Genomic DNA, 945 nt, shown 5'->3' on the forward strand with positions numbered 1-945 from the left:
GCTGAAAAGGTTGCCAACACATAAAGTGCCCCAAATAGAAGAATTACTACCTCACCGCTGGAAACCTGAACCCCGTTAAAACTTGGCGATGGCGTTCAGCGGATGCTTACAGAGGAAGTGCTAATTTAATCATTTATTAGATAAAGTTAAATTAACTTTTTATGTAATTGGGCATGAAATTTGCAAATATGAATAAACGTTAGATGTATGTGAGATCTTATTTGTATTTTATCCCCAAGAGGTCTTCGAGACTTTAAAATTGTGATTAAGATCTAGCAATATAAAATGAAGAGGTTGTTATGATTTCAAATGTTTTAATTTTAAAAAACCACTAGTGTAAAATGGTTTGATGTGAGGGGTATGTATTTTTATAAAGTTGAGTTTTTTGAATTTCAACGTGTTAAATATATTTTAATTTTTTTGTTTTTTATAGTGCTAATTATTTGAAAGTGTAAATTATTAACTTGAGGGTGGTTTGGTTGTAATTATGGGTTCGGATAAGTTGGTGGTTTAAATTGTTTAATTTTATTGAAATAAAGACCCAATATGGCTGAATAATATATTGGTTATATTGAAATGTTTAAAGTATCGAGTTGTTAGTTAAATTAATTATCTACTACTTTTAGAAGAATTCTTTAGAGGTGTTAAATGAGTCAAGGTTTGGATGAAATAGAGGTACGTCTTACTATAGAAGAAGACTGGGAAATTCTTAAAACAGTTCGTTTGGAGTCACTTCTAGATAGTCCCGATGTTTTTTCTGCCACTTATGCCATTGTTGAGAAATATAGTGAATCTGAATGGCGTGATAGGGCTGCGCATAAAACTAAATATCAACTCTGTACACGACAAAAATAGATAACTCATTGAAATAATGTCATAATAATTGTTTTCTAACGACGAATACTATGACACATCTCAATGAGTTATATCTTATCTTAAACAAAT

Annotated in this window: 1 pseudogene; it reads left to right on the forward strand. The window is 30.5% G+C overall.

From position 1 onward, the window contains the following. Positions 1-648: 648 nt before the first annotated feature. A pseudogene (locus WFH18_RS17515) lies at positions 649-834 on the forward strand (GNAT family N-acetyltransferase); the annotation flags it as partial. Between the last annotated feature and the right edge of the window lie 111 nt (positions 835-945).

It is taken from the genome of Acinetobacter sp. USHLN143, from assembly GCF_037145695.1.
GTDB classification, from domain to species: domain Bacteria; phylum Pseudomonadota; class Gammaproteobacteria; order Pseudomonadales; family Moraxellaceae; genus Acinetobacter; species Acinetobacter fasciculus.